This is a genomic window from Sphingobacterium faecium (genome assembly GCF_003054045.1).
Classification (GTDB): domain Bacteria; phylum Bacteroidota; class Bacteroidia; order Sphingobacteriales; family Sphingobacteriaceae; genus Sphingobacterium; species Sphingobacterium faecium.
The window spans coordinates 677,627-690,966 of sequence record NZ_QBKH01000002.1 but is presented as its reverse complement, the minus strand read 5'-3'; the positions used below and the strand labels follow the sequence as shown (position 1 = coordinate 690,966).

At 35.5% G+C, this 13,340-nt stretch carries 10 protein-coding genes; all 10 read left to right on the top strand.

All coding sequences use genetic code 11. From position 1 onward, the window contains the following. The first annotated feature begins 4 nt into the window (after positions 1 to 4). The 10 genes from C8N37_RS07190 to ilvC all read left to right on the top strand — a co-directional run bounded on the left by C8N37_RS07190 (position 5) and on the right by ilvC (position 13,332). On the top strand, positions 5 to 1,912 hold the full coding sequence (locus tag C8N37_RS07190) for a DUF294 nucleotidyltransferase-like domain-containing protein (RefSeq protein ID WP_108158434.1): 1,908 nt from the start codon (positions 5 to 7) through the stop codon (positions 1,910 to 1,912). 253 nt (positions 1,913 to 2,165) lie between these two features. Further along, complete coding sequence (locus C8N37_RS07185; RefSeq protein ID WP_108158265.1) at positions 2,166 to 2,798, top strand: hypothetical protein; 633 nt, start codon at positions 2,166 to 2,168, stop codon at positions 2,796 to 2,798. Between the two features lie 463 nt (positions 2,799 to 3,261). Then, complete coding sequence (gene atpD / locus C8N37_RS07180; protein WP_045755061.1) at positions 3,262 to 4,764, top strand: F0F1 ATP synthase subunit beta; 1,503 nt, start codon at positions 3,262 to 3,264, stop codon at positions 4,762 to 4,764. Between the two features lie 156 nt (positions 4,765 to 4,920). Next, entirely contained in the window at positions 4,921 to 5,169 is a 249-nt protein-coding gene (atpC, locus tag C8N37_RS07175) for an ATP synthase F1 subunit epsilon (RefSeq protein WP_108158264.1), read from the top strand. Between the two features lie 1,101 nt (positions 5,170 to 6,270). Further along, on the top strand, positions 6,271 to 7,161 hold the full coding sequence (gene ilvE, locus C8N37_RS07170) for a branched-chain-amino-acid transaminase (protein ID WP_108158263.1): 891 nt from the start codon (positions 6,271 to 6,273) through the stop codon (positions 7,159 to 7,161). After that, complete coding sequence (gene ilvD / locus C8N37_RS07165; RefSeq protein ID WP_108158262.1) at positions 7,145 to 8,845, top strand: dihydroxy-acid dehydratase; 1,701 nt, start codon at positions 7,145 to 7,147, stop codon at positions 8,843 to 8,845. Before ilvE ends, ilvD begins: the two co-directional genes overlap by 17 nt. Before the next feature lie 61 nt (positions 8,846 to 8,906). Further along, the gene (gene ilvB / locus C8N37_RS07160) at positions 8,907 to 10,652 is read left to right on the top strand and encodes a biosynthetic-type acetolactate synthase large subunit (protein WP_108158261.1); all 1,746 of its coding nucleotides are present in this window, start codon (positions 8,907 to 8,909) and stop codon (positions 10,650 to 10,652) included. Positions 10,653 to 10,654: 2 nt separating this feature from the next. After that, positions 10,655 to 11,245 (top strand): acetolactate synthase small subunit, encoded by a 591-nt coding sequence (gene ilvN, locus C8N37_RS07155; RefSeq protein WP_108158260.1) that lies wholly within the window; start codon positions 10,655 to 10,657, stop codon positions 11,243 to 11,245. An 89-nt stretch (positions 11,246 to 11,334) separates the two neighbouring features. Continuing rightward, a complete protein-coding gene (locus C8N37_RS07150; RefSeq protein WP_108158259.1) occupies positions 11,335 to 11,811 on the top strand; it encodes a DinB family protein in 477 nt (158 codons plus the stop codon). A gap of 39 nt (positions 11,812 to 11,850) precedes the next feature. After that, a complete protein-coding gene (gene ilvC / locus C8N37_RS07145) occupies positions 11,851 to 13,332 on the top strand; it encodes a ketol-acid reductoisomerase (RefSeq protein ID WP_108158258.1) in 1,482 nt (493 codons plus the stop codon). The last annotated feature ends 8 nt before the right edge of the window (positions 13,333 to 13,340 follow it).

Sequence of the window (13,340 nt, the reverse complement as noted above, 5' to 3'; positions counted from 1 at the left end):
TTATATGAATAATTCTGAGGTTATTTTATCATTATTAAAAACAACTCAACCTTTTCAGCTATTGCCCGATTCCGTGCAAAAAAGTTTAGTGGACCTGATGACGAAATTTACATTTAAAAAAGAAGAACTGATTTACCGGCAAAATGTGACTGACATAGAGGGTATAGATCTCATTTATAAAGGTGGGTACGAAACTTTCTTTTTAGATACAGGTGAGAATAAACATTCTATTGAGATCCATCATCATCCTTATTGCTTTGGAGGAATATCTATTCTGCTAAACCGTAAAAAGGCATTAAAATCCGTCATGGTCAAAAAGGGAACAACCATATACCGATTGCCCCGTAAAGATTTCATTGAACTGTGCCATGTCAATGAAGATTTTTTTCATTTCTTTACAAATTCATTTGGACGCAAAATGCTAGAAGAAGATTTTTCGCATTTCGTAAAATCGCCAGCACCATTTGAAGAAAGTTATTACGCAGCAGATCAGCTCTATTCTCGAAAGATCGATAATATCATCTATAAAGATATTATATCCATTCCCTACCACACCCCTATTTTCGAAGCAGCACAAAAAATGTCAAGACATAAAATTAGCTGCATCTTCATAACCGAAAAGGAAGAAATCATCGGATACGCAACAGATATAACACTACGGGACAATGTCTTAGGTAAACAAATAGAAGCTACACAGCCGATCGGATCAGTAATGGATAATCCGATTGTAAGCATATCTCATCAAGCTTTTCTATATGAAGCCGTACTCATGATGTTTCGAACAAAAACCAAATATCTTTTAGTTGAAAAAGAAGGAAAATATATTGGTTTTTTAAGCCGTAATCGCTTATTAAGCGAGCAAGGTCAATCACCATTAGTCTTTATACAATCCGTAAAATTAGCCGAATCTATAGATGAATTAGAGGATAAGTGGAATAACGTACCTAAAATTATAAACCAATTGCTAGAGCGCGGTGTCCATGCTGAAATAGCCAACCAAGTGATTACGACAATTGCCGATACCATTTCAATCAAAGTGATTGAAAAAGTTATCCAAGAAATTGGAAAACCTCCCGCAAAATTTGTTTTTATGGTAACAGGAAGTGAAGGCAGGAAAGAACAAACACTCAAAACCGATCAAGATAATGCCATTATATATGAAGATAAAGCGAATGAACATCGTGAACTTGTTAGAAGTTATTTTTTAACTTTTGCAAATAAAGTCTCTGATTATTTAAATAAAATTGGATTTGTGTACTGTACCGGTGAATTTATGGCAAGCAATCCTAAATGGACACATTCTTTATCTCATTGGAAAAATAATTATAAAAATTGGATAGAAGATACCATTCCCGAGAATGCGATTAAATTTTCGACGTTCTTTGATTGTAGGCGACTCTATGGAGATCAAGAAATCATAGATGAACTTAAATTATTCTTAAATGAAGAGTTACAAAAACCGAATGAACGCTTCTTCTCCTTCATCGCAAAGAATGCTTTGCAATATCAGCCACCATTAACATTTTTTAATGCTATAAAAACACAAACCATTGGAACTGCTGAATTTTTAAATATCAAAAAAGCGATGACTCCAATTGTGGATCTCGTCCGTGTATATGCATTAAAAAATAGAATATATGAAGAAAATACAGGCGAAAGGCTCAAAAAATTGGTTAAGCTCGGGATCTTCAATCAGACACAATACGAAGAATTATATCAATCATACTATTACATGATGGCCCTGAGATTAAAAAATCAAACTAATGAGATTTTAACCTCAAAATCTGAACCCGATAATTATATTCGAATCGATAGTCTAACTAAAATTGAAAAAGCAACTTTGAAAGAGATATTTAAGACCATTAGCAATTTTCAATTGGGTATCAAATTTAAATTTACGAGCAGTCTCTAACTAAAAAACGATTGATCTCTAGATAAAATAATGAATCAACAACATGTAAAAAAGTACTCTTCTAAAAGCGCTATTTTTAAAATAATATAATAGGATAAACGCATGAACAACTCGGGTGCATATTCTTTATTTACCTTGCAGAAATACAGATTTAATAAAAATATTTAAACATTTAAACTTAAAATCTTAACTTTTTAGTATATATTAGAAGCAATCATTAATTTTGTAAAAAATTTGTAACGTTAATTCATCTATGCATATTTTAAAATCACTAGTTATAACTGTATCTCTTCTATGCGCTCAACAGCAATTCGCAACGGCACAAGCTCCAGTAGCTCAACCAACAGCAGCGACTGCTAATAAATTTGGCCCTGAAGGTTTGAGTAAAGGTAGTCTTGCAAATCAGTTTGACCATTTGAACTACATTTCAAAAAATAATTATGATTTCAAGATGGTGCGCAAAACAAATCTGGAGATCATCAGAAAAAATGTAGTAGATACCGTCAGCAAACTTCAAAAAGAAATTACCGCATTGAAATCTGCAAGTTCAAATTACGGATCGACAACTAAAGGATTACAAGATAGTGTTCAAATATTAAAAGATCAATTGGCTCAAGAGCAAGAAAAAGCTGATAGTTTCTCGTTCTTAGGAATCAATACAACAAAATCAGCTTATAGTAGTATCGTTTGGCTAATCATTGCCGTACTCTTGATCAGTACAGTAACCTTTTTATTCTCTTATCGCAAAGCGAAAGTAAATACTGATGAATATCAAAAAACGGCAGATCAAGCACAAGAAGAACTTGCTTTATTTCGAAAAAAAGCACTTGAAAAAGAACAAGCATTAAAACGTCAACTTCAAGATGAGTTAAACAAAAGATCGTAATCATTTTCTAATATATTTAAAATAAGGGCAATTGCATGTGCAATTGCCCTTATTTTATTAGTGATACAGAGGAAAAATAGGATTTAATTATAAATAATTCAATACGTTTTCGAATAATCAGCATCATGATACAACAAAAATGTAATCATCATAGTTGTATTTAATTCAAACACGTTATATATTTGAAGTAAAATCAGGATTTTTTATCGTTTGTCCAATGAGGACAAAAAAACATGAATATTGTCTTTAAAATGGATAAAGCCGTAATATTAGGCTGAAATTATCTTTTTTCGAGAACATATATTATTAGAATGAATAACAAATTGACATATTTCAATAAAAAAGAATTTAATTGAAATTTCTATTTGTTTTTCAGCGACAATAAGCTTATTTTTGCTGACCAAAAAGAGGCGGTTTATATTGCCTTTATAAAATTGATTAATAAATATTTAGTCCCCATAATATGCCCAATATTGGTAAAATAGCGCAGATTATCGGCCCAGTGGTTGACGTCAACTTCGCCGACAATGAAAATCTACCTAAAATTTACGATGCCTTGATTATCGAGAGAGAAAATGGTCAACGTGTCGTTTTAGAGGTTCAACAACACTTAGGTGAGGAACGTGTTCGTACAATTTCTATGGATGCAACCGAAGGTTTGGTTCGTGGAATGAAAGTTGTCGACACAGGTGCTCCAATCAAAATGCCTATTGGTGAAGAAATTAAAGGTCGTGTATTTAACGTTGTGGGTGATGCCATTGACGGGATCAAAAATTTAGATAAAACTAATGGTCGTTCGATCCATAATGTTCCACCTAAATTTGAAGATTTATCGACTGAAACTGAAGTACTTTTCACAGGTATTAAAGTAATCGATTTATTAGAACCATATTCTAAAGGTGGTAAAATTGGATTATTTGGTGGTGCCGGTGTAGGTAAAACTGTATTAATTCAAGAGTTAATCAATAATATCGCAAAAGGACACGGTGGTTTATCTGTATTTGCTGGTGTTGGTGAGCGTACACGTGAAGGAAATGACTTATTACGTGAGATGTTGGAATCAGGCATTATCAAATATGGTGAGCATTTCATGGAAGAGATGGAAAAAGGTCAATGGCCTTTAGATGCTATCGATACCGAATTGATGAAAGAATCGAAATGTACTTTCGTATTCGGTCAAATGAATGAGCCTCCAGGTGCACGTGCTCGTGTTGCTTTATCAGGTTTAACTATCGCTGAGTATTTCCGTGACGGTGAAGAAGATGGTAAAGGTAAAGATGTATTATTCTTTATTGACAATATCTTCCGTTTTACACAAGCGGGTTCTGAAGTATCTGCTCTTTTAGGCCGTATGCCTTCTGCAGTAGGTTACCAACCGACATTAGCAACGGAGATGGGTTTAATGCAAGAGCGTATTACCTCTACTAAAAACGGATCAATTACTTCAGTTCAAGCAGTATACGTACCTGCCGATGATTTAACTGACCCTGCTCCAGCGACAACATTCGCCCACTTAGATGCAACAACAGTATTATCGCGTAAAATTGCTGAGTTAGGTATTTACCCTGCGGTAGATCCATTAGATTCGACTTCTCGTATCTTAAGCCCGGCTGTTTTAGGTAACGAACACTACGATACAGCTCAACGCGTTAAAGAAATCTTGCAACGTTACAAAGAATTACAAGATATCATCGCCATCTTAGGTATGGATGAGTTATCGGAAGAAGATAAATTAACTGTACAACGCGCTCGTCGTGTTCAGCGTTTCTTATCTCAACCTTTCCACGTTGCTGAGCAATTTACAGGTTTAAAAGGTGTATTGGTAGACATCAAAGATACCATCAAAGGTTTCAATATGATTCTTGATGGCGCAGTTGATGAATATCCTGAAGCTGCTTTCAACTTAGTAGGTAGCATCGAAGAGGCAATCGAAAAAGGTAAAAAATTATTAGCTGAAGCAGTTTAAGTTAGTTGTTAGTATTTAGTAGCTAGTATTTAGATCTCGAAAACTTAAGATGAAGGTTTTAGATGCTGATCGATAGCAAAAGTCTAAATACTCCATACTAAATACAGTGTAAAAGTCTAAGTACTTAATACGAACTACTAAATACTATTATATAAAATGAAATTATCTATAATCACTCCGGACAAAATAGTATTTGAAGGTGATGCAACTGCGGTAACTGTTCCAGGTACATCAGGATCTTTTCAAATATTGAGAGATCACGCTGCTATCATTTCTACTTTGGAAGACGGAAAAGTAATTATTCAGCAAGGTAAAGACGAGCAAACTTTAAGCATCAAAGGTGGTGTGGTAGAAGCTAAAAATAATGTCGTTACTATATTAGCAGAAGGAATTATTGAAGCATAAATCATCTATGGATGATCTCAAAAGCCTCTTATTTAAAAAAATAAGAGGCTTTTATTTTTTATCCACTATTTCTAAGTAGATATCCACATTATGTTCAAAAACTCTATTACACTCTTCTTCAAGATATATTTCCACTTGATTGAACTGTCACAAAATCCATAACGTTTACTCTTTATCCACGTTTCTCAACAGATGTCCACAATATTTTTATAATGATCAATAATGTCCAATATTGACCTACTCCAGACTACTTGATCCACTGAAATCAGCATGATCTGCTATTTTTTTCATACTTTCTTAACAGCGTTACTTACAAAATGTCAACAACTTTCGATAGAATCGATAAAATACCTTTAGTCTTTATCCACTTATTCAAGTAGATATCCACATTATGTTTATAAATTAGTAAATAAACTCATCTTCCCGATATATCATTTCTTACCCGTCTGCTTCAAATCATAAATGTTTACTCTTCTACACATTTTTTGAGCAGTTTCCAACAATATGTCTATATCTATTGATATCATGATAGAAGCACCTTCACTCTTTTCCACTTTTCTCAATAGATATTAACAACATGTTTATAAATCAAGAAAAATAGAATCACTCATCAATTGATTTATTAAACACTTCAACTAGAATACAAGTATTTCCAATCTATTTTTACAATAGCAATCCCATATATTATGGCATAACAAAAAGCATTATTAATGCGAACAAAAACAGTTTAAAAATCGATAACAAAAAATGTATATAAAAAATAAAAAAAACTACATTTATCATTTTTTAAGAAGAATTTCACAAAAAAATTAAAAAAAAAGTTTTCTGACCAAGTAGACCGATTTTAAATACGGTCTACTTAACGCACCTTAAAATATCAACAATATTGATATTAATAAAATTAAATTTTGCAAAAAAGAATAATTCAAAATTATATACTTAATCAAAAAAGTTAGATATACCTATTGCCAATTATTTTTATTCGAAGTAACTTAAAGAAATAATTTTAGCACCAAAGTTTACGACTAAAATTACATTTACCCAAGGGAAACAAAAGCAAGTTATTTTTTAATTTTTACTAGAAGGGGTAGATCATAGGCTATGAAGTATTACGACGAGAACACATTAATTTACTTAGACGGATCATATGTCAAAGCTTTTGCAACAGGTCTAGACTTGTATACACAAGCTCTGCATTATGGCTATGGAGCTTTCGAAGGTCTACGGGCATATAACACCCATAATGGACCTCGTATTTTTAAAGCACTTGAACATTTCGAGCGTTTACAAAAATCATGTGAAGCGATCAACATTCCATACTCATGGGACAATCGTGAGTTGATTGACCGCGCTTATGAATTACTCGCTATTAACAATTTACGTTCAGCCTATATTAGACCATTGGTATTTTCAGGATCTAATATGCATCTGACATCATCTACCGAAGCTCGGATCATGATGGCTGCATGGGAATGGGGACCTTATTTAGGACAAAATTTATTAAAAGTTGAGATATCGGATATTCAGCGACCAAGTTCAAAAGCATTTCCGATTTCCTCTAAAATATCAGGACAGTACATCAACTCCATTTTAGCGAGCAGTAAAGCCATAAAAAATGGATATGACGAGGCTTTATTATTAGATCAAGATGGTTTTGTAGCGCAAGCTTCAAGTGAAAACTTATTCATCGAAAAAGATTTCAAAATCTACACTCCCCCTATCCAGAATATTTTCCCTGGGATAACACGAAAAAATGTCATCCTTATTTGCAAAAAATTAGGAATTGAATTAATTGAGAAAAGACTAACTATTCAAGATATCCATGAAGCTGATTCAGCTTTTTTATCTGGAACTGCAGCAGAGATCATAGGAATAAAACAAGTCGATCATATTATATATAAAGAAAACTGGGAGCATACAATAGGTGCTTCTATCCAAAGAAGATATAAAAATTTAGTATTAGAGAACGAGAACTATGAAGTCATCATCTGATAAGGAACAAATATTGAATAAATACAGCCGTACATTCACACAAGACGAAACACAACCTGCAGCAAAAGCGATGCTCTATGGTATCGGTCTGACGGATGCGGACATGGAAAAAGCACAAGTAGGAATTGCAAGCATGGGTTACGATGGTAATACCTGCAATATGCATTTAAATGATTTAGCGCAAGTTGTTAAAAAAGGAGTCTGGTCAAATGATTTAGTAGGTCTAACGTTCGGCACCATTGGTGTCAGTGATGGGATGAGCAACGGTACAGCAGGTATGCGTTACTCCTTAGTCAGTAGAGATGTTATCGCTGATAGCATTGAAACTATCTGTGGCGGACAATATTACGATGGATTGATTGCGATCCCAGGATGTGATAAAAACATGCCTGGGGCTGTTATCGCTATGGGTCGTTTAGATCGTCCTGCCATTATGGTGTACGGTGGAACAATTGCACCCGGTCATTATAAAGGAGAAGATCTAAATATTGTCTCCGCATTTGAGGCTTTAGGTCAAAAAATTTGTGGCAATATTTCAGATGAAGATTACGATGGTGTGATCCGCAACACTTGTCCTGGGGCAGGCGCTTGTGGCGGGATGTACACAGCTAATACCATGGCTGCTGCCATCGAAGCACTAGGAATGAGTTTACCTTATTCATCATCCAATCCTGCTGTATCACAAGATAAAAAAGATGAATGTTTAGAAGCGGGTAAATATATCCGTATCTTATTAGAAAAAGATATCAAACCTTCCGATATCATGACCCGTAAAGCATTTGAAAATGCCATTCGTGCGATCATCATCTTAGGAGGAAGTACCAATGCCGTGTTGCACTTTATTGCAATTGGTAAATCGATAGGAGTAGATATCACTCAAGACGATTTTCAACGCATGTCGGATGAGACACCCGTTTTAGCAGATTTTAAACCATCTGGAAAATACTTAATGCAAGATTTACATCAATATGGTGGTATCCCTGCTGTTTTAAAGTATTTATTGAACGAAGGCTTATTGCATGGTGATTGTTTGACCGTAACAGGTAAAACGCTGGCGGAGAACTTGGCAGATGTGAAATCCGTCATAGATTATGATCAGAAGATCATACATAAATTGAACGATCCAATTAAAGCAAATGGTCACTTACAGATCCTTTATGGTAATTTAGCAGAGAAAGGTTCTGTTGCTAAAATTTCAGGAAAAGAGGGCGAGAAATTTGTTGGACCGGCTCGCGTATTTGATGGAGAACAAGATCTTATCGCAGGTATCTCCTCAGGACGTGTCAAAAAAGGAGATGTAGTGGTTATTAAAAACGAAGGTCCGGTTGGCGCTCCTGGAATGCCGGAAATGTTAAAACCTACTTCGGCAATCATTGGTGCAGGATTAGGAAAATCAGTCGCATTGATCACGGATGGAAGATTCTCTGGAGGTACGCATGGTTTTGTCGTGGGACACATTACCCCTGAAGCGTACAAAGGAGGTTTGATTGGTTTGGTAGAAGATGATGATATCATCGAAATCGATTCGGTCAACAATACCCTAAACTTAAAAGTAGATGAAGCAACAATTGCAGCTCGACGTGCACAATGGAAACAACCAGCACTAAAGGTAACAAAAGGAGTGCTTTACAAATACGCAAAAACCGTTTCCGACGCTTCAGATGGCTGTGTAACAGACCTATAAAAGTAAAAGACCGAATAATCAACAAAAACAAAAGAATTACAAATCGAATAAATTAAAAATAATGAGTACGCTGGAAAAAACTGAAAGCAAGGAATGTGCGAAGCAACCTCAACCTATTAGTCAATTAAAAGGTTCGCAGGCGGTATTAGAAGCCTTATTGTGTGAAGGTGTTGATACCGTATTTGGATATCCTGGAGGAGCTATCATGCCCATCTATGATGCATTATATGATTACAATGAAAAATTGACTCATATCCTAGTACGCCACGAACAAGGCGGTATCCATGCAGCACAAGGCTATGCAAGGACCTCTGGACGTACCGGTGTTGTATTTGCAACTTCTGGTCCCGGAGCAACAAATTTAGTAACTGGTTTAGCTGATGCTATGATCGATAGTAATCCGATCGTCTGTATCACTGGACAAGTATTCGCTAGTTTATTGGGTACAGATGCCTTTCAAGAAACAGACGTCATTAATATTACCGCCCCTGTCACCAAATGGAGTTATCAAGTGACAGAAGCATCAGAAATTCCTACGGCTATAGCTAAAGCATTTCATATCGCAAGTACAGGTCGCCCTGGTCCCGTATTAATCGATATTACAAAAAATGCACAAATGGAATTATTCGATTATTTAGGATATGAAAAGTGTACACACATACGCTCGTACCGTCCTTCCCCTATTGTTAGAAAAGAATATGTACAGGAAGCAGCAGCCTTAATCAATAGTGCTCAAAAACCATTTATTTTATTTGGTCAAGGTATCATCTTAGGTAGGGCCGAACAAGAGTTCAAGGCTTTCTTAGAAAAATCAGGAATACCTGCTGCAGCTACAGTAATGGGGCTTAGCGCACTCGAAACAGATCATCCACAACATGTGGGAATGCTTGGTATGCATGGTAATTATGCACCGAATGTCATGACCAACGATTGTGATGTTTTAATCGCTATCGGAATGCGTTTTGATGACCGTGTTACAGGACGTCTTGACAAATATGCGAAACAGGCAAAAGTAGTTCATTTGGATATTGACCCTGCCGAAATTGATAAAAATGTACAGACAACAGTTGCCGTTTGGGGAGATTGTAAAGAAACTTTGCCGCAACTGACCGAATTGATTGACAAAAAAGAACATACTGATTGGTTAGAACAATTCAGAACTTTAGAAAAAGAAGAAATTAAAGAGGTTATTCAAAATGAGCTTCACCCTACAGGTGATGTGCTAACAATGGGTGAAGTTGTTCATTTATTAAATGAATTGACTGGCGGAGATGCAATCATCACAACAGATGTCGGTCAACATCAAATGGTTGCCTGCCGTTATGCAAAATTCAACCAATCAAAATCCAACGTTACTTCAGGAGGATTAGGAACCATGGGATTTGGTCTACCTGCAGCAATAGGAGCTTGGTATGGTGCACCTCATCGTGATGTGATTGCTATTATCGGTGATGGAGGTTTCCAAATGACGTTACAAGAATTGGGTACCATCATGCAATTTGGTGCTAAAGTAAAAATCTTGATTCTAAACAATCAATTCTTAGGAATGGTTCGCCAATGGCAACAGCTTTTCAATGAAAAAAGATACTCCTTTGTGAATATTACCAGTCCAGATTTTGTTGCACTAGCAAAATCATACTACATCGATGGACAAAAAGTTTCAGAAAGAGAGCAATTGAAAACAGCTTTAAAAACCATGTTGGATCACGATGGCGCTTACTTATTAGAGGTAATGGTGGGCAAAGAGAACAATGTATTCCCGATGGTTGCCCAAGGAACAAGTGTTTCAGAAATTAGATTGAAGTAAAAATGGAAAAACAAGAATATACAATCACGATATATACAGAAAATTCTATCGGCATGATCGGTAGAATATCAACCATATTCTCAAGAAGAAAAATCAATATCGAAAGCTTAAACACTTCACCTTCCGAGGTAGAAGGGATTCATCGCTTTACGATTTTAATTACTGAAATAGAAGAAGTAGTACGCAAATTATGCCGTCAAATTGAAAAACAGGTAGAGGTACTCAAAGCATACTACAATACTAACGATGAAGTTATCTGGCAAGAACAAGCTTTATACAAAGTTCCAACAGAAGTTATCACAGAAAAAGTGTACGTAGAAAGACTTTTACGTCAATATGGCGCATCTGCCGTTGTGATCCGCAAAGATTACACCGTCTTCGAAACTGCTGGACATCGAGAGGAAATTGATAAACTGACAGAAGAGTTGACCAAATATAATTTAATCGAATTTGTACGTGGTGCACGTATCGCCATCATTAAAGAAAGTGCTGGATTTCATGCTAAGTTAAAAGAATTTGAGCGAAGAGAACCTTCTGAAGAAGTTGTAGAAAACGAATACCTTGAAAAAGGGGATGATGTTTTCACCATGTAATTTCAACATCGCTTAGCTCTCAAAATGTAAGGCAATGAAAGATATTAAATTCCAATGCCTTTAAAAAAATCGATTAAAAAAAGTAAAAAATGACACAACATATATTTGAATTTATCATCAATAGCCGCAAAGCTTTTATACGTTTGATCGATGAGTTAACATTAGAAGAATTAAACCAGATACCAGCAGGATTCAATAATAATATCTTTTGGAATTTTGCACATATCGTTGTTTCCACACAAACATTGAGCTATGTTCGTACAGGTATCCTCCCTGATGCTTCAACAGTGAAGTATAATGACGATTATAAAAAAGACACCAGACCAACACGTGAGGTAACACAAGCAGAAGTGGATGAATTTAAATCTTTAGCGCTAACAACCATCGATCAGATTCAGAAGGACTATGCTAACGGAACTTTCAATTCCACCACACCATATGCGACAGCAACGTATGGTTCTGAGATGAAAACAATCGAAGAAGTACTAATCGCCACATTATCGCACGATAATTTGCATTGGGGATATGCCCAAGCACAACGAAGAGTAATTAAAAATAATAAATAGAATAATCAACAAACCATCAATAAGAAATTAACAACAACAATGGCAAATTATTTCAACACACTACCACTTAGAGATCAATTACATCAATTAGGTCAAGCAGAGTTTATGAACAATAGTGAATTCGCAGACGGTGTGGATGCTTTAAAAGGTAAAAAAATCGTAATCGTAGGCTGTGGTGCACAAGGATTAAATCAAGGTTTAAATTTAAGAGATAGCGGTTTAGATGTATCGTATACACTGCGTAAAGAAGCTATTGAGCAAAAAAGAGATTCTTGGAAAAATGCTACGGACAACAATTTTACCGTTGGAACTTACGAAGAATTAATCCCTACTGCAGATCTAGTCATCAACTTAACACCAGATAAACAACATACTGCTGTGATCAATGCCGTAATGCCGTTAATGAAAGAAGGAGCTACGTTGTCCTATTCACACGGTTTCAACATCGTAGAAGAAGGCATGCAAATCCGTAAAGACATTACTGTTATCATGGTAGCACCCAAATGTCCAGGATCTGAAGTACGTGCTGAATATGTACGTGGTTTTGGTGTTCCTACTTTAATTGCTGTTCACCCAGAAAACGATCCACAAGGAAAAGGATGGGCTGAAGCAAAAGCATATTGTGTAGGTACAGGTGGTCACAGAGCTGGTGTATTGAAATCATCATTTGTTGCTGAAGTAAAATCTGATTTAATGGGCGAGCAAACCATCCTATGTGGTTTATTGCAAACAGGTTCTATTTTATCGTTCGATAAAATGGTTGAACAAGGAATTGACGCTGGATATGCATCCAAACTAGTTCAATATGGTGTGGAAGTTATTACTGAAGCATTAAAGCACGGTGGTGTAAGTGGTATGATGGATCGTTTAAGCAATCCTGCTAAAATCAAAGCTTTTGAATTATCAGAAGAATTGAAAGATATCATGCGTCCATTATTCCAAAAACACCAAGATGACATTATCTCTGGCGAATTCAGTAAAACAATGATGGAAGACTGGGCTAACGGTGATGCAAATCTATTAAAATGGAGAGCTGAAACTGGTGAGACAGCATTTGAAAAAACTCCTGCAGGTGATGTGAAAATTGCAGAGCAAGAGTACTTTGACAACTATACTTTGATGGTTGCTTTTATCAGAGCTGGTGTTGAATTGGCTTTCGAAACTATGGTTGAAGCAGGAATTAAACCAGAATCAGCTTACTACGAATCATTGCACGAAACTCCTTTAATCGCGAATACAATCGCTCGTAAAAAATTATTTGAAATGAACCGTGTTATTTCAGATACAGCAGAATATGGCTGTTATTTATTTGATCAAGCTTGTAAACCATTATTAGCTGAATTCATGAAAACAGTACAAACTGATTTAGTAGGTAAAAACTATAATGCTGGTAAAGACGGATCAGTAGATAACGCTCAGTTAGTGGAAATTAATGATATTTTACGTAATCATGAAGTAGAAATTGTAGGGCGTAAATTACGTCAAGCAATGACTGCAATGAAAGCTATAAAAACTGTTTAAATTTTCGT

What these genes read in the sequence shown, in the direction of transcription:
- C8N37_RS07190 (WP_108158434.1), top strand. Translation starts at nt 5, where the DNA reads ATGAATAATTCTGAGGTTATTTTATCATTATTAAAAACAACTCAACCT.
- C8N37_RS07185 (WP_108158265.1), top strand. Translation starts at nt 2,166, where the DNA reads ATGCATATTTTAAAATCACTAGTTATAACTGTATCTCTTCTATGCGCT.
- atpD (WP_045755061.1), top strand. Translation starts at nt 3,262, where the DNA reads ATGCCCAATATTGGTAAAATAGCGCAGATTATCGGCCCAGTGGTTGAC.
- atpC (WP_108158264.1), top strand. Translation starts at nt 4,921, where the DNA reads ATGAAATTATCTATAATCACTCCGGACAAAATAGTATTTGAAGGTGAT.
- ilvE (WP_108158263.1), top strand. Translation starts at nt 6,271, where the DNA reads ATGAAGTATTACGACGAGAACACATTAATTTACTTAGACGGATCATAT.
- ilvD (WP_108158262.1), top strand. Translation starts at nt 7,145, where the DNA reads ATGAAGTCATCATCTGATAAGGAACAAATATTGAATAAATACAGCCGT.
- ilvB (WP_108158261.1), top strand. Translation starts at nt 8,907, where the DNA reads ATGAGTACGCTGGAAAAAACTGAAAGCAAGGAATGTGCGAAGCAACCT.
- ilvN (WP_108158260.1), top strand. Translation starts at nt 10,655, where the DNA reads ATGGAAAAACAAGAATATACAATCACGATATATACAGAAAATTCTATC.
- C8N37_RS07150 (WP_108158259.1), top strand. Translation starts at nt 11,335, where the DNA reads ATGACACAACATATATTTGAATTTATCATCAATAGCCGCAAAGCTTTT.
- ilvC (WP_108158258.1), top strand. Translation starts at nt 11,851, where the DNA reads ATGGCAAATTATTTCAACACACTACCACTTAGAGATCAATTACATCAA.